Annotated in this window: 23 protein-coding genes; 19 read left to right on the top strand and 4 right to left on the bottom strand. The window is 50.2% G+C overall.

Annotation, left to right across the window (positions count from 1 at the left end):
- Nucleotides 1-3: 3 nt before the first annotated feature.
- From acsn021_RS20690 to acsn021_RS20625, 15 genes are all read left to right on the top strand, one after another.
- Nucleotides 4-225 (top strand): DUF6133 family protein, encoded by a 222-nt coding sequence (locus acsn021_RS20690; protein ID WP_456298287.1) that lies wholly within the window; start codon nt 4-6, stop codon nt 223-225.
- A complete protein-coding gene (locus tag acsn021_RS20685; RefSeq protein ID WP_184094958.1) occupies nt 215-637 on the top strand; it encodes a prepilin peptidase in 423 nt (140 codons plus the stop codon). The genes acsn021_RS20690 and acsn021_RS20685 overlap by 11 nt, the downstream gene beginning before the upstream one ends.
- A 13-nt stretch (nt 638-650) precedes the next feature.
- Nucleotides 651-776: a hypothetical protein gene (locus acsn021_RS23030; protein ID WP_279289769.1), complete on the top strand. Its 126-nt coding sequence runs from the start codon at nt 651-653 to the stop codon at nt 774-776.
- Between the two features lie 33 nt (nt 777-809).
- Nucleotides 810-1,640 carry a Flp pilus assembly protein CpaB gene (gene cpaB / locus acsn021_RS20680; protein WP_184094956.1) on the top strand — a complete coding sequence of 277 codons (831 nt, stop codon included), beginning with the start codon at nt 810-812 and terminating at the stop codon, nt 1,638-1,640.
- Entirely contained in the window at nt 1,641-2,456 is an 816-nt protein-coding gene (locus acsn021_RS20675; RefSeq protein ID WP_184094954.1) for a ParA family protein, read from the top strand. It begins immediately after the preceding gene.
- Nucleotides 2,453-3,805, top strand: a complete 1,353-nt coding sequence (locus tag acsn021_RS20670; RefSeq protein ID WP_184094952.1) for a CpaF/VirB11 family protein — start codon at nt 2,453-2,455, stop codon at nt 3,803-3,805. Before acsn021_RS20675 ends, acsn021_RS20670 begins: the two co-directional genes overlap by 4 nt.
- A complete protein-coding gene (locus tag acsn021_RS20665; protein WP_184094950.1) occupies nt 3,802-4,731 on the top strand; it encodes a type II secretion system F family protein in 930 nt (309 codons plus the stop codon). Before acsn021_RS20670 ends, acsn021_RS20665 begins: the two co-directional genes overlap by 4 nt.
- A gap of 33 nt (nt 4,732-4,764) precedes the next feature.
- Nucleotides 4,765-5,367: a hypothetical protein gene (locus acsn021_RS20660; protein WP_184094948.1), complete on the top strand. Its 603-nt coding sequence runs from the start codon at nt 4,765-4,767 to the stop codon at nt 5,365-5,367.
- Nucleotides 5,368-5,428: 61 nt separating this feature from the next.
- Entirely contained in the window at nt 5,429-6,298 is an 870-nt protein-coding gene (locus tag acsn021_RS20655) for a secretion protein F (protein ID WP_184094946.1), read from the top strand.
- A gap of 12 nt (nt 6,299-6,310) precedes the next feature.
- Nucleotides 6,311-6,601: a hypothetical protein gene (locus tag acsn021_RS20650; protein ID WP_184094944.1), complete on the top strand. Its 291-nt coding sequence runs from the start codon at nt 6,311-6,313 to the stop codon at nt 6,599-6,601.
- Nucleotides 6,595-6,990: a DUF4320 family protein gene (locus acsn021_RS20645; protein ID WP_184094942.1), complete on the top strand. Its 396-nt coding sequence runs from the start codon at nt 6,595-6,597 to the stop codon at nt 6,988-6,990. The genes acsn021_RS20650 and acsn021_RS20645 overlap by 7 nt, the downstream gene beginning before the upstream one ends.
- Nucleotides 6,987-7,532, top strand: a complete 546-nt coding sequence (locus acsn021_RS20640) for a hypothetical protein (RefSeq protein ID WP_184094940.1) — start codon at nt 6,987-6,989, stop codon at nt 7,530-7,532. The genes acsn021_RS20645 and acsn021_RS20640 overlap by 4 nt, the downstream gene beginning before the upstream one ends.
- Before the next feature lie 96 nt (nt 7,533-7,628).
- Entirely contained in the window at nt 7,629-8,144 is a 516-nt protein-coding gene (locus acsn021_RS20635) for a DUF6550 family protein (protein ID WP_184094938.1), read from the top strand.
- Between the two features lie 64 nt (nt 8,145-8,208).
- Nucleotides 8,209-9,942, top strand: a complete 1,734-nt coding sequence (locus tag acsn021_RS20630) for a hypothetical protein (RefSeq protein WP_184095007.1) — start codon at nt 8,209-8,211, stop codon at nt 9,940-9,942.
- A 124-nt stretch (nt 9,943-10,066) separates the two neighbouring features.
- Nucleotides 10,067-10,363 carry a DUF3852 domain-containing protein gene (locus acsn021_RS20625; protein WP_456298286.1) on the top strand — a complete coding sequence of 99 codons (297 nt, stop codon included), beginning with the start codon at nt 10,067-10,069 and terminating at the stop codon, nt 10,361-10,363.
- An 18-nt stretch (nt 10,364-10,381) separates the two neighbouring features.
- Here acsn021_RS20625 and acsn021_RS20620 read toward each other — a convergent pair whose 3' ends face one another.
- Entirely contained in the window at nt 10,382-10,555 is a 174-nt protein-coding gene (locus tag acsn021_RS20620; protein ID WP_184094935.1) for a hypothetical protein, read from the bottom strand.
- A 147-nt stretch (nt 10,556-10,702) separates the two neighbouring features.
- Here acsn021_RS20620 and acsn021_RS20615 point away from each other — a divergent pair, with 147 nt between their 5' ends.
- The 4 genes from acsn021_RS20615 to acsn021_RS20600 are packed head-to-tail and all read left to right on the top strand — an operon-like array spanning nt 10,703 to nt 13,033.
- Entirely contained in the window at nt 10,703-11,605 is a 903-nt protein-coding gene (locus acsn021_RS20615; RefSeq protein WP_184094933.1) for a conjugal transfer protein TrbL family protein, read from the top strand.
- Entirely contained in the window at nt 11,602-12,168 is a 567-nt protein-coding gene (locus acsn021_RS20610; RefSeq protein ID WP_184094931.1) for a DUF7768 domain-containing protein, read from the top strand. Before acsn021_RS20615 ends, acsn021_RS20610 begins: the two co-directional genes overlap by 4 nt.
- A gap of 12 nt (nt 12,169-12,180) precedes the next feature.
- Nucleotides 12,181-12,459 carry a hypothetical protein gene (locus acsn021_RS20605; protein WP_184094929.1) on the top strand — a complete coding sequence of 93 codons (279 nt, stop codon included), beginning with the start codon at nt 12,181-12,183 and terminating at the stop codon, nt 12,457-12,459.
- Nucleotides 12,443-13,033, top strand: a complete 591-nt coding sequence (locus tag acsn021_RS20600; RefSeq protein ID WP_184094927.1) for a hypothetical protein — start codon at nt 12,443-12,445, stop codon at nt 13,031-13,033. Before acsn021_RS20605 ends, acsn021_RS20600 begins: the two co-directional genes overlap by 17 nt.
- A gap of 68 nt (nt 13,034-13,101) precedes the next feature.
- On the opposite strand, the gene acsn021_RS20595 is transcribed toward acsn021_RS20600, so the two are convergent.
- The 3 genes from acsn021_RS20595 to arsD are packed head-to-tail and all read right to left on the bottom strand — an operon-like array spanning nt 13,102 to nt 15,660.
- A complete protein-coding gene (locus acsn021_RS20595) occupies nt 13,102-13,521 on the bottom strand; it encodes an arsenate reductase ArsC (RefSeq protein ID WP_184094925.1) in 420 nt (139 codons plus the stop codon).
- A 10-nt stretch (nt 13,522-13,531) separates the two neighbouring features.
- Nucleotides 13,532-15,316 carry an arsenical pump-driving ATPase gene (arsA, locus tag acsn021_RS20590; RefSeq protein ID WP_330601812.1) on the bottom strand — a complete coding sequence of 595 codons (1,785 nt, stop codon included), beginning with the start codon at nt 15,314-15,316 and terminating at the stop codon, nt 13,532-13,534.
- Nucleotides 15,286-15,660 carry an arsenite efflux transporter metallochaperone ArsD gene (gene arsD / locus acsn021_RS20585; protein WP_184094923.1) on the bottom strand — a complete coding sequence of 125 codons (375 nt, stop codon included), beginning with the start codon at nt 15,658-15,660 and terminating at the stop codon, nt 15,286-15,288. Before arsD ends, arsA begins: the two co-directional genes overlap by 31 nt.
- Nucleotides 15,661-15,678: the final 18 nt, after the last annotated feature.

The following is a 15,678-nucleotide window of genomic DNA, read 5'->3' as shown; positions in this document are numbered from 1 at the left end:
AAAATGATAAGCAAGGTAACTAATAAGGCCAATATGCTGGCAATTAAGGCAAAAATGGCACTCGCCAATAACCACGCCGAGGGCTTCGTGGATACCGCGATAAAAATTTTAATGGCCGTGGTCATCGGCGCTTTGGTGCTGGCCGGTTTGTATATGCTCTTCGACAAAACCGTGCTGCCTACTCTCGTACAGCGCATTAAGGATATGTTCAACTATGCCGGATAAGCTGGCCGCTGTGCAGGCGGTCATTTTTGCCCTACTGTTGTGTGCAGCATCGGTAACGGACTTGACAAAACGTATTGTTCCAAACTGGCTCTGCCTTGGAATCGCAGGCGTTTCCATAATCGAGTTTACGCCGGTCAAGCTGCTGGGAATACTGATTGCCCTGCCGTTCCTGCTGGCTGCCGTGTTTTTCGGCGGCATGGGCGGCGGCGATATCAAGCTGATGGCGGCCTGCGGCCTTGTGTTGGGTCTGCCCAAAGGACTGCTTGCGGCGATGGCCGGACTCAGCCTGCTGCTCATTTATGTGGTCATATACCGGATTGTTTGCAGGGTGCAAAGGCGGGAGGCAAAGAAAGCCTTCCCCCTTGCACCTTTTTTATCGGCGGGCTGTCTGCTCGCCTATTTCATGTCGTGAAAGGACGTATGATATGAAGAAATCAAATAAGAGAACAATTGTGAAGCTGCTGTGTGCGGTACTGCCGCTTGCAGCTGTGGCTGTCGGCGTTCCACACGTTATCCGCAGATATAAGATTAGAAAATATGCTGTGCAGTAATCATTTTTTATCAATCAAAGGAGGACTCAAGCTATGAGCTTTTTCAAGAATAGAACGGTCATTGGCGTAATCTGCATTGTGCTGTCGCTTCTAATCTGCTTTGCGATTACGCCGCTGTTTAATCAAAGCATCAGCCAGAAAACTGAAATCGTGCGGGTAGCCAAGCCCATAAAAATCGGGGAAGCCATCACCAAGGACATGGTGCAGACCATGGAGGTGGGCGGTTACAATCTGCCGGAGGATGTGATCAGGCATATGGACACCGTCATCGGTAAGTTCGCCTCCGCCGACTTGGTGCCGGGAGATTACATCATCGCCTCCAAAATTGCCGATGTCCCTGCTGCGGAAAACGCCTATCTCTACAATCTGACCGGAGAAAAACAGGCAATTTCCGTATCGGTCAAGAGCTTTGCCGCAGGGCTGTCCGGCAAGCTGATCTCCGGGGATATTGTGTCTATCGTTGCTCCGGACTACAAGAAGCAGGGCGTGACGGTGATCCCCCCTGAGCTGCAGTATGTGGAGGTCATCGCTGTCACCGCAGACAGCGGCTACGATGCAGACCAGCGTAACAATGAACCCAATCCATCTTCTGAACAGGCGGATGCAGAGAAAGAACTGCCTGCTACCGTCACCCTGCTGGTCACTCCGGAGCAAAGCAAAATCCTCGCCGAACTGGAAGCGGACGGTACCCTTCATGTGTCCCTCGTTTACCGTGGTAGCAAGGAAAATGCGGCAAAGTTTACAAAGGCGCAGGATTCGGTGCTTTCCGAGCTGTATCCGGAGGAAACGGAATCTCAGGAAAGCGAGGATAACAGTCAGCCGGAAGCGCCTGCGGACACGCCGGTGGAAAGCGGGGCTGAGTAAATGCTGAACTTCAAAAAAGGCGGCCTGTTCAACCGCAAAAACGATCCGGAACCGCAGGAAATGGAACCGGATAACGCCCCACGGATGCTGGCGGTTTGGGGCAGCCCCGGCTGCGGCAAAACCACGGTGGCGGTCAAGCTGGCCAAATATCTGGCAGACAGAAAAAAGAACGTGGTGCTGCTTTTATGCGACTGCACCACGCCCATGCTACCCTGCATCTGTCCGCCCGGTGATTTGGAGGGCGATCATTCCCTCGGCAGCATTCTGGCCGCCAATACCATTACCGAATCGCTAATGAAAAACAACTGCAACACCCATAAACGCATGAGCCATCTGGCGGTCATCGGCCTGCAAAAGGGAGAAAACGAAAACTGCTATCCGCCGGTGAATGAAAAGCTGCTCCGGGAGCTGATTGAAGTTCTGCGTGATATGGACAGTCATATCATCATTGACTGTGGCAGCTCCATCTATTTTGACGAGCTGTCCACCATCGCCATTCTGGAGGCCGATGCGGTGCTTCGGCTCATAGGCTGCGACCTGAAATCGGTGAGCTACCTGTCCAGCCAGCAGGAATATCTGCGGATGGCAGGCTTTGACTTTGACAAGCTGTACAAGGCGGTCAGCAACGTAAAATCCAACGAAGCCAGCCAGAACATGGAGCAGGTGCTGGGCAGCGCTGTGTTTACCCTTCCTCACTCCCCGGAGCTGGAGGCTCAGGTGTTGGCCGGGAACCTGTTCGCCGATTTATCCCTGAAAGTCAGCCGGGGCTTCCGGAAAGAGATACAGAAAATTTCGGAGGAGGTGTTCGGTGTATGAGCAGGCATAATCTGTTTTTTACTCCGGAGCAGGAAACCGGGGATTTTCACAATGTTCTTCAACAGGTGCAGGAATATATCGCCGGTCAGCACAGTGAGTTGCTGTCGGACGGTAACGCCGCCGAAGCCAAAGCCAACATCAAGCGGTACATCGCCAAGTTTGTGCAGGACAGCCGTGTGGCGGTCAAAGGCATGACACAGCAGCAGCTGGTGGATGCCCTGTATACGGAAATGGCCGAGTATTCCTTTCTCACCAAGTACATCTTTGCGGATGGAATTGAAGAAATTGACATCAACAGCTGGCGAGACATCGAAATCCAGTATGCCGGTGGGCGCTGCGAAAAGCTGTGGGAACACTTTGACAGCCCCGAACACTGCATCAACGTGCTGCGCCGGATGCTTCATGTGTCCGGCACGATTCTGGATGATCAGTCCCCGCTGGTGGTCGGCACCCTTGCGGAAAACATCCGCATTGCCGTCATGAAAAGCCCCATTGTGGATGCCAGCATAGGTGCTGCCGCCTCCATTCGTATCGTCAATCCCAATCACATGGAAAAGGAGGACTTCATAAGCGGCGGCACGGCAACCGCTGAAATGCTGGATTTTCTCTCGGAGTGCATCCGTTACGGCATTTCGGTGTGCATTGCGGGAGCAACCAGCAGCGGCAAGACCACCATGGCAGGCTGGCTGTTAACCACCATTCCAGATAACAAGCGTATCTTTACCATTGAAAACGGCAGCCGGGAGCTGTCTCTCATCCGGGAAAAGGACGGCAGAGTCACCAATTCCGTGGTGCATACCCTCACCCGCAACAGCGAGAACGAGCTGTACCGCATTGAGCAGATCGATCTTGTGGACATCTCCCTGCGCTTTAATCCGGATATCATCGTGGTCGGGGAAATGCGTGGTGCGGAGGCCAATGCCGCACAGGAGGTAGCCAGAACCGGTGTGGCAGTGGTCACCACCATTCACTCAAACTCCTGCGAGTCCACCTATCGCCGCATGGTTTCCCTGTGCAAGCGAGCCGTGGATATGTCGGATGAAACCCTCATGGGCTATGTGACGGAGGCCTATCCCATCATCGTGTTCTGCAAGCAGCTGGAAAACAAGCAGCGCAGACTCATGGAAATCATGGAGTGCGAAATCCTGCCGGACAACAGCCGAAATTACCGTACCCTGTTCCGGTATGAGATCACCGAAAACCGCTATGAAAACAATCAGTTTTTTATTACCGGACACCATGTAACGGTCAATCCCATCTCCGACAGCCTGTGCAAACGGCTGCTGGAAAACGGTATGCCGCAAGAACGCATCAATCTTCTCAAGAAAGGAGGGCAAAAATCCGTATGACAACCATTCAATTACTGGCCTGTATCGGAATGATTACAGGCTTTTTTCTTTTACTCAGCCTAAAGCCGATGGAATTCACCAATGGGCTGTTTTCCTTTCTCACCAGAGAAAAGAAGTCCATCAAGGATGAAATCAAAGCGGCACAGCGCCGCCAAAAGCCGGGATTTCTGAAACGGCAAATCCAGATGGCGCAGGAGGTGTTGAACATGACCGGCAGAAGCAATCGCTTTTCTCTGGTTTGCGCCTGCTCTCTGCTGCTGTTCGCTATCGGTGCCGCTATTGCCATCGTGATGGGCAACTTCTTTCTGGCTCCGGTGATGGCGGTGGGCTTTATGATGCTGCCCTTTTGGTATGTGCAGCTCACCGCCAGTCATTTCAAAAAGGACATTGCCGCCGAACTGGAAACAGCCCTCTCCATTGTTACCACAGCCTACCTGAGAAGTGAAAACATCCTCACGGCTGTGGAGGAAAACCTCCACTACTTGAACCCCCCGGTGCATCAGGTGTTCAAGGATTTTGTACTGCGGGTCAAGCTGATTGATCCCGATGTGCTGGAGGCCATTAAGGTGCTGCGCACCAAAATCGACAACGAAGTGTTCCGGGAATGGTGCGATGCCCTGTGCGACTGCCAGCATGACCGCAGCCTGAAAGTTACCCTGACTCCCATCGTCAGCAAGCTCAGTGATATGCGGATCGTGAACGGCGAGCTGGAATACCTCGTCTTTGAACCCCGCAAGGAATTTATTATCATGGTTATTTTCGTGATCGGCAACATTCCGCTGATGTATCTCTTAAACAAAAGCTGGTACGACACGCTGATGCATACGCCGCTGGGTCAGATCATTCTGGCAATCAGCGCCGCCCTTATCTTTGTTTCTACGGCTTGTGTCCTTAAACTGACCAAACCAATTGAGTATCGGAGGTGAAGTGTGGTATCATGATATTATGGAGGTGAAATCATGATACCTGCGCTATCATTTGATGAACTAAGCCGTAGACTCAGTGAAAGATATGAATACGGTGAGAGAAGAATAATCGGTTTAATGCTTGCTCGATACGATATACCAATAATAAATGAGATAATATCCAGTTGTTATCAGTATTGGCATAAAAACTCCGGCCGTGACTTTGATTTGTTTTGGGCAGGATACGGTGAGTATCTTTGGCCAGATAAAAGCTCACCTACGCAATTTGCCGTTAATTTTCATGGGAATTCAACCGGAGTATATTTTGATTTGGATGCATTTATCAGTTGTAAAACTGAGCTAAACCAGCACAAAAAGCTAATATATAAGGATAAGTTCGAACTAATCTTGCTTAACTTCTATGATGGGAAAATCCATTTTGATGAGCACGTTCGAATTGATCTTGAAAAGAACTTGGATGAACATTATGCAAGTATTCGGGAAGTCATGGAGTACATTACTGATGAATGCCGTGCAGAACATGATGTTGTTTCCCTGAATCGTAAGTTGCTCGCCAACAAGTTTTGGGATACTGTCAAAGGTGTCAAATTTAGCGATGTTGTGAATACTGCTCTTGGAATAGTATCCGTGCTTTAATTTTTATATTAGAAAGCTGTTACCAAATGGTAGCGGCTTTTTATTTTTGGAGGTGAATTATTTGGTTCTACTATTTTTATTTGGAGTCACCTTAACTGCGGGGCTGTTTTTCCTTCTTTTAGACGTGCTGCGCCTGCCGTACCTCAGCACCGCCAAGGCCATGCTCAACACTACAAGGGCAGAGAAAAAAGCGGCAAAGAGCTTAGAAGCCTACCTCATGACATGGGCAGTAAAGCTCGCAAAGCTGATCCGCATGGATGAATACCGCAGGCATCGGCTCAAAAATGTACTGAAAGCCACCGGCATGAACATGGAGCCGGAGGTCTATCAGGCCTATGCGCTGGTGAAATCCAGCGTGATTTTGCTGCTGGCAATTCCGGCAGGCTTTATTTTCCCTTTGCTGGTGCCGGTAGTCGTGTTCCTTGCGGTCATGGTGTATTTTAAGGAAACCAAAAAGGCAGACGAAAAGCTGTCTGCCAAACGAGCTTCTGTGGAAAAGGAGCTGCCCCGCTTTGTTGCCAACATTGAGCAGGAGCTGAAAGCCTCCCGTGATGTGCTGGCCATCATAGAGAACTACAAGAAAAACGCCGGGGAAGCCTTCGCTGGTGAGCTGACCATGCTGGCAGCGGATATGCGCTCCTCCAGTTATGAGGCTGCCCTTACCCGGTTCGAGGCAAGGCTCAATTCACCTATGTTGTCGGATGTTGTGCGAGGTCTCATCGGTGTTCTGCGTGGGGATGACAGCACGGTGTATTTTCAGATGCTGGCGCATGATTTCAAGCAGCTGGAGCTGCAGCGCCTGAAAGGTGAAGCGCAGAAAATACCGCCGAAAATCCGTATGTTCTCCTTTCTCATGCTGATGTGTTTTCTCTTTACCTATCTGGCCATCATCGCCTATGAGATTATCAAGTCTCTCGGTGGGATGTTTTAAGGGGGTGAAACTGTGATTGTACAGGAAATGTTAATCAAATATCCGCAGGCGTCCTTTGATCTGATGACACCGGGCGGGTTTGTCTTTTTAACGCCGGAAGCAGCAAAAGAGCTGCTGTCGGGAAAGAGCGTGACCGGGCATCCCGGTGTTTCGGAGTGCGCAATAGTGGCAACCGCTGATGAGCTTTTGAATCAGGAGGTCATCAGCTCCAATTACAGCAACAATGTGTGGCATATACTAAGCGATTTTCCGCAGATAGAGCAGGACTCCGCCCCGCCCGAACAGGGGGTGAAGCTATGCTGAAGCTCTTAAAATCCAAGCGTGGCGAGGGATATATTGACGTGTGCGTCCTTGTCCTCTGCGCTATGCTGGCGATTGCGCTGGCCGTGCAGGTGCTTCCGGTGTTTATCGCAAAGAACCAACTGGACACCTATGCCACCGAATTGTGCCGGGAAGCGGAAATCTCCGGCAGGGTAGGCAGTGAAACCAACCGCCGTGCTGCGGTTCTCACCGAGCAAACCGGGCTGAGTCCCCGGATTTCATGGTCAAAGACCGGCAATATCCAGCTCAATCAGGAAATTACCGTGACTTTGACCTTGGAAAAGAACATTGGGCTGTTCGGCGGGTTTGGTTCGTTCCCGATTACTCTCCGCTCGGAGGCCTCCGGGAAAAGCGAGGTGTATCACAAATGACCAAGCTGAAAAATGTTTTTAAGGATAAGGCCGGGAACGGCTTCCCCTTGGTGGTAGCCATTACGCTGGCGCTTGTGATTATTCTGTGCGGCGTGATGGAGTTTTTCCGGCTGAATATTATCGCCACCGGCGTAAAGGAAGCCTTAGAGGATGCCATTATCGTGACGGTCAACGACAACTATGCCAACGTGTATCACGGTGTGCGGGAGGGCTATAGCGGCGGCTACCAGCCGGATGGCTCCTCCTTTTCCTACAGCGTGAACACCGGCGACATCTACGGCTATATGGACGGTGTTCTCGGCACAAAAAATGTCGGTGGTTACCATGCAAAATATGCGGGGGATGCTTCGGAGTACAGGCTCTCCGGCTTGGACGTTTCCATCCGCAATGCGCCTCTGGCTCCTTCCTCTCCCAAAAACGCACAGCGATTCGAAGCGGATGCGGTGATTCTTTTGGAGGTGCCGGTCTATTTTGGGGGCAAGGAACTGGCTCCCATGAAGATACGCCTCAAGGTTCAGGCAGGATATACCGAGGTCTTCTAACTGTTCGGGAAATTGTCTGGACTTCCGAAAAAAATTGTAGTATGGTGAGAAATACAAAGAGGTAACATTTTACACTTCTCAAAGGAGGTTGTCTATATGAGTGATAAAACCAAAAGGAGGCTCGCCATTGCGGGTGCTGCGATCATCGGCCTTGCGCTGGTGGTTGCCATCGGAATGCGGTTTACCAAGGAACCTACAAAACCGGATGCTTCTTCACAGGAGCCGATCAGCTCTTCGGATGTGGCTCCTGATATACAGAATAGCACAGAGAAAAAAGAAGTAGTGGTTTCCCCGAAGCCCACACCTGAACCGGAAAGCACGGAAACGCTGCCGCCTCAGACCGATCTACCGGAGCAGAAGCTCCAGTCCGATCCGGTAAAGCCGGAAGCTCCTGCAAAGCCTGAACTGCCAAAGGATGCGGATACCACGAACCCATCCAAGCCGCCGGAATACAAGCCGGAGAATACGGAAAAGAAACCGGCTCCTGAAAGCAAGCCGCAAAACGGTGGTGGACTGCCGGGATTTGATAATGTGCCGGACGGCGGTGCCAATCAGGTGATAAACGCTGACGATATGTATGAAAACGGCAACAAGATTGGCGAAATGGATTAAAAAATATTTGCAACAAAAAAGTACAGTTTATGCTGTGCTTTTTTTGTTGCGGAAAGGAGAAAAAATGAAACGATTGCTTTCTGCTTTTTTATCGCTGGTATTGCTCTTTTGTCTGATTTCGCCTGTTTCCGTTTATGCCGTTGGTGATGGAAATGTGGATGGAGGCGGCGGTGGCATGGGAGATGGCACCAGCACCAACTCGTGGACTCCGGGTAATGAGGGTGTGCGGGTGACTGTAGTGAGATCTGATAATCACGCTATTGTCACAACTCCGATTGACTTAACAAACAAACCGCCGAACTCATCAATTTACAATTTCGGAAAGATCAGTAAGCTGCAATATAACGGTGGCAGGTCACTATCACCAGTCAAAGGCGGTTATGTTGCAATTAAACCAACACAGTCTATCCCTCGTATTATCAGCACCAATGGCAGTAACAATATTGCCGCCATCAAAAGCTATTTTACTGATGAACAGGTGATCAGAAGCATTGCCGGTCTCACTGGTATGGACTTCGATGTGCTAATCGGCGGGGAGTACAAGTTGCTTCTGGAGCCAATCGCCTACTACAAATTCGAGGGCGTGATGATTGCCACCACAGCTACGGAAGCCGCCAAGTATGACGAACAGGTTGGCGGTCTCCTGAGAAAGAGAATGGTATCCCTATCCCATAAAAATCTGCCTCTGTCCATGTTCTTGGAGGTGGCGGATCTCGGCTATCCAGCGTGGTCGGGAAGCCGAAGCAAGGCAGCTTCCAATGCGGAAATCAAGTCCTCCCTCGGTCTCGGTATCGTGCGCTTTAAGGATAAGCCTGCCGAGCCTCCGGAGGTTTCTGTGTATGATTACGAATACCGAGTGAACACCGAGGTCATCACAGCAATCACCGTCAGCGGCGGTCAGAGCGATCCGGATCATCCGGTATCGGCAACCTTTTATGTGAATGGCAGGAGCCACCGGGTCAGCAACATCTATTATCCCGATGGCGACAGCCAGCTGGCATGGATACGCTGGACAACGCCAAGTACCCCGCAGCATATGACCATTACGGTTTCTGTGTCCGGAGGCGGCAGCTCCAGCAAAGCGATAATTAACATAAATGTCGTTGACCTTAATAAAAATCCGCCGCCCAATCCGGTGGCCGATGACCGCAATGACAGCTTTAGGAAATCGGCTGTTCCCAATAATCCGCAGCAGACCTCCGCCAGCTGGACAGTATGGAGGCCTTGGTGGCAGGAGCATTGGGTCTGGCACAGCGACTGGAATTGGTACTGCGATGGTGACGGAGGCGGTCATTGGGAGGATGACGGTGAATGGGTAGACGAGGGCTGGTGGGAGTTTGACCTTGACCGGCATCAGGCCAGCCTTTCAGCCAGCATGGCAATTAAGCCCGATGATAAAAGCCCTACCGCCAGCGAAAAGACCATGAAATCCGGCTATGGGGTCAATGAAACGGTTTCTGCCAGAGTTAGCACCAATCAATCCTCGGCGGTAACCGGGGCGCAGACTGCAGTGACCTACTTTCCGGAATTCGGGTATCAGACCTACTGGCGGCGGCTGGAACGCATGAGTTCCGGCTATAGCGCACGGTTTGAATTTCAGAAGAATTCCTACAGCACCTACAGCCGCAGGACGCATTTTTCACCCATATGGTTCCCGGACGGAAGCTATACTCCGTACACATGGCTGATCGACAGCTGGACACCCGCCGGGATGCTCTCCATGAACCTCACGGACAGCGTCACCATCCGGGATAATTTATGGACGGACTGGCATATTGCGCCGCAGAAACCCCATTAAAAACAGAGAAAAAACAAGACCGCAGCCAATTGAAAGCTACGGTCTTGCTGTTTTCAACCCTATGATGAAAGGTGGAAAATCAATGAAATCGAAACGAATTGCAATTCTCCTGTGCGTTGCCTTGATGCTGTGCCTGCTGTTCAGTACAACGGCCTATGCAGCGGGAACCGGGGATGTGGCCGGAGCCATTGAGGGAACGTGGACAACGGCCTCCCAGCAGATCAAAACCGTGGTCAACAAGGTGGTATTCCCCGCCATTGACCTGATTCTGGCGGTGTTTTTCTTTGCCAAATTAGGCACGGCGTATTTTGATTATCGGAAACATGGCCAGTTCGAGTGGGCGGCTCCGGCAATCCTTTTTGCCTGCTTGGTGTTCACGCTGACCGCTCCCTTATACATCTGGCAGGTGCTGGGGATGTAGCACAGGAGTCGCAGAGCTTTACTCCTCCAGCTGCTTATCTGTCAGGCGCAGCGGGGTCTCATCTGCATTCATATATGTTTCCTCGCACTCCTGCTGGGCGGTGCGCATCAAACCTGCTGCCTGAGAAACGAGCTTCTCGGCATCGGTTACTGCATTAAACATTTTATGGTAGAGCTTTTTGTAATCTGCCACACAAGTACCTCCTTTGTAATTATTTCGGCGGCCTCCGTTGTGTGGTATTAAAGCTCTGAAAAAGCGGATTGTCAAGTCATAAATCAGTGGACAAAAACTGACCAGTGTTTGGGAGGTGTCGGAGGTTATGAAAGAGGTGAAATTCAAATGTTCATATGGGATTTTGTTGCCGACACTGTCCTCGGTCAGATTGTAGATTGGATCTACGGTCAGATCGTGGGCTTCCTCGGCGACTTTTTTATGCAGATGGGAAACATGGGAGCCGACCTGTTCGAAATGAGCTGGGTGCAGTCCATCGTGCTGTTCTTTTCCTATCTGGCATGGGCGCTCTACGGGGTCGGCCTTGTAGTGGCTGCTTTTGAATGCGGGATTGAGTCTCAGTCCGGCAGGGGTAGCATTAAGGATACCGCCCTCAACGCCATCAAGGGCTTTATGGCTGTGGGGCTGTTCACCACGGTGCCGGTGGAGCTGTATAAGCTGTCGGTGTCTTTGCAGGGCAGCTTCACTGCCGGGATTACTGGACTCGGAGCCGACTTCGGTACAGTAGCCCAAGGCATCATCGCATCGTTACAGGATGCAGGAAATCTGGAGCAGGCCATGACCAGTAGCGTGTTCGGCGGTCTGCAAACCATAACCAGCCCGATCATGATGATCTTTATCTTGATCCTTATGGGCTATGCAGTCATTAAGGTGTTCTTTGCCAACCTGAAGCGGGGCGGCATCCTGCTCATTCAGATTGCTGTGGGGAGCCTGTATATGTTCAGTGTTCCCCGTGGATACATTGACGGCTTTGTTTCATGGTGCAAGCAAGTCATCGGCCTGTGCCTGACGGCATTCTTACAGGCAACAGTGCTGATTGCCGGACTCATGGTGGTCAAAGACCATGCTCTGCTGGGGCTTGGTTTGATGCTGGCAGCCGGTGAAATCCCCCGCATTGCCGGACAGTTCGGATTGGATACCAGCACGAAAGCCAATCTCATGAGTACCGTATATGCGGCACAGACTGCGGTGAACATGACAAAAACAGTGGTACAGTCGGTGGCGAAATGAGTGAGAATAAGCTGGTCTATATTGCCTCACCCTATGCCGGTGACATACAAAAGAATGTGGAATTTGCAAAAGCGGCCTGCCGCTATGCAATGGAACAGGATTGTACTCCGGTGGCTGTCCATCTTTTGTACCCGCAGTTTCTGGATGACCATGATCCCGTCCAGAGAGAAGCCGGTCTTCGCATGGGGCATCGTGTGCTGGAGGCCTGCGATGAGCTGTGGCTCTGCGGCAGTCGGATTTCCACCGGCATGGAGATGGAGATTCAGGAAGCCAAGAGGCTGGGTATCCCTGTCTGGGAGATATCCGCAGAACAAATCCAAGGAGGTTTTACGATGGAAAAGAAATATGGTGTGTGGGCGATGCGCAGCGCCGGTTCGGTGTGCGGAGCCGCTCAGAGCTGGTGCAAGCATGGTGGCAAGCCGATGGAGTTTGAGTCGATAGAACAGGCCGAAAGCTACGCCAAGCAGCTGAATGAGTCCTGTTATTCTCCCAATGTACACTATGCCGCAAAAGAAATGGAACCGGAGCTGAATCAAGGCTCCGGTTTTTCCATGCGGATGTAAGGGAGGTGCCTCATGTATATTTACCCCGATCACTTAAGAGCAAAGGCGATCTTGTGGCTGTGGCAGCTGCGGGATATCGGCATCATCGGTGTGGCGCTGCTCATCTCTGTGCTTGCGGTTTCCCAGCTGGGCTTTGTGCCGCCCATTGTGCTGACCGCCGTCTACGCCTTTTTAACAATCCGCTTTGAGGACACAAGTATTCTGGATTTTCTCCGGTATGCCTGTGCTTTTTTTATTACCAAGCAGCAATTCTATGAATGGAGGTATACGCCCAATGCGCAGGAACGATAAATCAGAAGCCAAAAAACGAACCTCCACCCGGCAGCTCATCGGTACCAAGGAAATCACCGAATACAGCCTGCAGACCTATGGGCATGGGGAGCTGGTGTATTTCATCATCAAGCCCAGCAACATATCGGTGCTGTCGGAGGGCAGCATCAGCACCCGCATTTATGCGCTTATGACTGTTCTCAAAGGAATCGCCGAAATTGAAATTTTGTGTTTAAACAGCCGGGAAAACTTCGAGGATAACAAGCAGTTTCTTCGCAGCCGCATGGAGCAGGAGCAGAATCCTGTGGTGCGAAAGCTCCTCGAAAAAGACCTGTCCTTCCTTGACCGGATACAGGTACAGATGGCCACTGCAAGGGAGTTTTTAATCCTGATCCGCCTGCGAAATGAAAAGGAAAAAGAGGTGTTCCCATATCTGTTCCGCATTGAAAAGTCCCTGAAAGAGCAGGGCTTTTCCGTAAAACGAGCGGACAAGGAGGACATCAAGCGCATCCTTGCGGTTTATTTTGAGCAGAATGTCACGACCGAAAAGTTTGAAGATTTCGATGGGGAGCGATGGGTTATTTTGAATGAGTAAAAAAAACGTACAGGATAGCTTATCTATGTAGCTATCCTGTACGCAGTGAATTATTTTTCCGTTATTCCTTAAAGGGAACCTGTTTCGATTCTTGTTTTAAGCGTTTTTATGCGCTGGTCAATGTCGTGTATAACCTCAATAAACTCTTCATCGCCTTTGCCGGTCGGATCGTCAAGCCCCCAATCCTCCCGATGCTTGCAGGGTAAAAAAGGGCACTGAACATTACAGCCCATTGTAATGACGATATCCACTGGAGGGATTTCCGAAAGTAGCTTGGAACGCTGTGTTTTCTCCATATCAATACCATAGAGTTGCTTCATTAACCGAACAGCATCCTGATTAATTTGCGGCTTTGTTTCTGTTCCGGCAGAATAGCTTTCAAACACATCAGCGGCGAGGTGCTTGCCAAGGGCTTCTGCAATCTGACTGCGGCAAGAGTTGTGAACACAAATAAATGCTACTTTGGGTTTGTTTACTTTCTTATTCATAAAAGTCCTCCTATAGCTCTCGCAGCTTATCGCCCTTCATATCATCTGCACTCCAAGCGATTAAAGCAAAATTGCCGTTTGTGTGTCCCGCTATCCTGTTGATCCACGGAATTTCATTACTGGCTTTTGCAGCTAACAGGGCGTTTGTTGTTTTTGTATGATAAAGAGAAGAATTCACAATCCACCACTTTGCAGAGATATTGGCTCGCTTCAAATCCTCTTCCAGCCGCAGTGCCTCATAAACCGGAGTGGCCTCCGGTAAGGTTACAATAATGACCTCTGTTTCAGCATTTCGCAAACGTGGCAGCAGCTTTTTTACGGAATCCGGGATATTGCCCTGTGTCCTCTGAACCTCTTTGTGATAGCTCAAGGTTGAATCCAAAAGTAAAAGTGTATGTCCTGTGGGGGCGGTATCAATGACAACAATCTCGTTCTCGGCACGCTCCACTACTTCCGCAAAGGCTCGGAATACGGCTATTTCCTGTGTGCAGGGGGAACGTAAATCTTCCTCAATATAGGCAATATCTTCTTCCGACATGGTTTCCCTTGCCTTTGATAATACTTCCTCCTGATATCGTGCCAGCTCCGCATGCTCGTCAATATGGCTCATGGTAATGCCGCTGTTTTCATCGAGAACAAATTTTAAGTGTGCTGCCGGGTCGGTGGTGGTTAGATGCACCTTTTCGCCTTTTTCGGAAAGCCCTAAAGCGATAGCGGCGGCAAGTGTGGTTTTGCCAACACCTCCCTTGCCCATTGTGAAAATGACTTTTTTACCGCTATGATATAAGTCATCCATTACATCCTTTAGCTGAGGAATGCTCTTTGCTTTGATGGTCTCATCGCTGATGACATAGCTATCCTTTGTGAGCAGTGACCTGACATTCTCTATGCCGGTAATATTATAAGCCCGTAAGGGAATCATGTAGGCTTGGATTTCCTCTAACGATTTTGGTATATTCACAAGGGCTTTTTGCTGTTTATCGTAAAGGCTCTCCGAGATGCTATCATCATAATCTGCCAATACGCCATTGATTACCATAGACTGATTGCGTACACCAAGCTCCGCCAATTCGTGAGAAGCCCTCTCTATTTCCCTGAGAGGAGCTGCTTCAGGTCGGGTTACAAGGATTAAGGTTGTTTGTATGCCGTCTGCCAGTGTTTCCACCGCCATTTTATACATTTCCTTTTTGCTTTCAAGCCCGGATAATTGCCCTAAGCAAGAAGCCCCATGCGTACTTTCGCTGATGAAATTACTCCATGCAGAGGGAAGCTGGAGCATTCTAAGGGTATGCCCTGTCGGTGCGGTATCAAACAGAATATGGTCGTATTTTTGTGCTAAGTCTTTATTGGTAATGAAGTTGGAAAATTCATTGAAAGCGGCGATTTCCACCGTACAGGAACCGGAAAGTTGCTCTTCCATATTGGCGAGGACTGATTCCGGCAGCTTACCACGATAGGGAGCAATTACGCTTTCCCTGTATTCTGCCGCCGCCTGTATGGGGTCAAGGTTTGCCACATCCAGATTGTGTACTTCTGCAATAGGGATTGCTCTCCCTGAAAGCGGGGTATTAAACACATCCTGCAAATTGGATGCCGGGTCTGTGCTGACAAGAAGAACCCTTTTGCCGCTGTCCGCAAGATTTACCGCTGTCGCACACGCAACCGATGTTTTCCCGACACCGCCTTTGCCTGTGTAAAACAGGTATTTTGTTAAGGTGATTTTGTGTGGGTCAAAAAATTGCATTGAGGAACCTCCTTTCCTGCTTAGCAGCAATTCCCGCCAGAGCAGCCACAACCGCCTTGCTTTATGGATTTTGTTTCGGTCAAATAGCTTGCGGGAACCTCCAGCAGAGAAACAAGCTCCTCGTTGGTCGGATAGCGGCCAGTCATCACAATATTTTCATCGATCACAACAGCAGGCAGCTCCTCAACACCTTTTTCATTGATAAAATCGTTGATCATTTTGTTATTGACAAAGGCCATTGGCGCACTGCTTAGATTAAAGCGGTCAACTGCCACTCCGTTCTTTTTCAGTGCATTCAAAACCGTAGAAATGCGAAGCAGTTCCGGGTCAACACTCACACCGCAAAGGCCGGTGTCACAGCACATGGCTGGTTCAAATATTTGCATTTTTTTCATAGGATAACACTCCTTAAT

The organism is Anaerocolumna cellulosilytica (assembly GCF_014218335.1).
GTDB lineage: Bacteria > Bacillota > Clostridia > Lachnospirales > Lachnospiraceae > Anaerocolumna > Anaerocolumna cellulosilytica.
Note: the sequence above shows the minus strand (reverse complement) of the source record. Positions and strands in the feature narration are given on the sequence as shown.

What these genes read in the sequence shown, in the direction of transcription:
- acsn021_RS20690 (WP_456298287.1), top strand. Translation starts at nt 4, where the DNA reads ATGATAAGCAAGGTAACTAATAAGGCCAATATGCTGGCAATTAAGGCA.
- acsn021_RS20685 (WP_184094958.1), top strand. Translation starts at nt 215, where the DNA reads ATGCCGGATAAGCTGGCCGCTGTGCAGGCGGTCATTTTTGCCCTACTG.
- acsn021_RS23030 (WP_279289769.1), top strand. Translation starts at nt 651, where the DNA reads ATGAAGAAATCAAATAAGAGAACAATTGTGAAGCTGCTGTGTGCGGTA.
- cpaB (WP_184094956.1), top strand. Translation starts at nt 810, where the DNA reads ATGAGCTTTTTCAAGAATAGAACGGTCATTGGCGTAATCTGCATTGTG.
- acsn021_RS20675 (WP_184094954.1), top strand. Translation starts at nt 1,641, where the DNA reads ATGCTGAACTTCAAAAAAGGCGGCCTGTTCAACCGCAAAAACGATCCG.
- acsn021_RS20670 (WP_184094952.1), top strand. Translation starts at nt 2,453, where the DNA reads ATGAGCAGGCATAATCTGTTTTTTACTCCGGAGCAGGAAACCGGGGAT.
- acsn021_RS20665 (WP_184094950.1), top strand. Translation starts at nt 3,802, where the DNA reads ATGACAACCATTCAATTACTGGCCTGTATCGGAATGATTACAGGCTTT.
- acsn021_RS20660 (WP_184094948.1), top strand. Translation starts at nt 4,765, where the DNA reads ATGATACCTGCGCTATCATTTGATGAACTAAGCCGTAGACTCAGTGAA.
- acsn021_RS20645 (WP_184094942.1), top strand. Translation starts at nt 6,595, where the DNA reads ATGCTGAAGCTCTTAAAATCCAAGCGTGGCGAGGGATATATTGACGTG.
- acsn021_RS20640 (WP_184094940.1), top strand. Translation starts at nt 6,987, where the DNA reads ATGACCAAGCTGAAAAATGTTTTTAAGGATAAGGCCGGGAACGGCTTC.
- acsn021_RS20635 (WP_184094938.1), top strand. Translation starts at nt 7,629, where the DNA reads ATGAGTGATAAAACCAAAAGGAGGCTCGCCATTGCGGGTGCTGCGATC.
- acsn021_RS20630 (WP_184095007.1), top strand. Translation starts at nt 8,209, where the DNA reads ATGAAACGATTGCTTTCTGCTTTTTTATCGCTGGTATTGCTCTTTTGT.
- acsn021_RS20625 (WP_456298286.1), top strand. Translation starts at nt 10,067, where the DNA reads ATGCTGTGCCTGCTGTTCAGTACAACGGCCTATGCAGCGGGAACCGGG.
- acsn021_RS20615 (WP_184094933.1), top strand. Translation starts at nt 10,703, where the DNA reads ATGTTCATATGGGATTTTGTTGCCGACACTGTCCTCGGTCAGATTGTA.
- acsn021_RS20610 (WP_184094931.1), top strand. Translation starts at nt 11,602, where the DNA reads ATGAGTGAGAATAAGCTGGTCTATATTGCCTCACCCTATGCCGGTGAC.
- acsn021_RS20605 (WP_184094929.1), top strand. Translation starts at nt 12,181, where the DNA reads ATGTATATTTACCCCGATCACTTAAGAGCAAAGGCGATCTTGTGGCTG.
- acsn021_RS20600 (WP_184094927.1), top strand. Translation starts at nt 12,443, where the DNA reads ATGCGCAGGAACGATAAATCAGAAGCCAAAAAACGAACCTCCACCCGG.
- acsn021_RS20595 (WP_184094925.1), bottom strand. Translation starts at nt 13,521, where the DNA reads ATGAATAAGAAAGTAAACAAACCCAAAGTAGCATTTATTTGTGTTCAC.
- arsD (WP_184094923.1), bottom strand. Translation starts at nt 15,660, where the DNA reads ATGAAAAAAATGCAAATATTTGAACCAGCCATGTGCTGTGACACCGGC.